Annotated in this window: 1 pseudogene; it reads left to right on the forward strand. The window is 73.1% G+C overall.

From position 1 onward, the window contains the following. Nucleotides 1–353: pseudogene (locus ACTVAJ_RS30290) on the forward strand (type I-E CRISPR-associated protein Cas6/Cse3/CasE); the annotation flags it as partial.

Here is a 353-nt window from a genome sequence, read left to right on the forward strand (position 1 = left end):
CCCGCCTGGGGCAAGGTTCCCGGTGCGGTCTTCGCGACGATCAACCCGATGCCCAGGCACACCGAGGGAGAGAGCGTCCGCTGGGAGCTCATCACGGCACCGACCGCCAAGCGCGCGACGGGGCCCGCCGGGGAGGGGGCACGTGCGCGCGGCAAGCGGGTCCCTCTGGCGGAGGAGGAGTTCGGGGACTGGTTGGCCGGCAAGTTCGCGGGTGCGGTGGACGTCACCTCGGTGAGGTGGAAGCGTCTCGGGGGCAGGCCCGCCCGGTACCACTTCACCGGTGAGGCCGTGGTGCGGGACGGTGAGGCGCTTCAGGAGCTGTGCCTGGACGGTGTGGGCGCGGGCACGGCCAC

This window comes from Nocardiopsis sp. KDC1DS13DA1 (assembly GCF_055632325.1).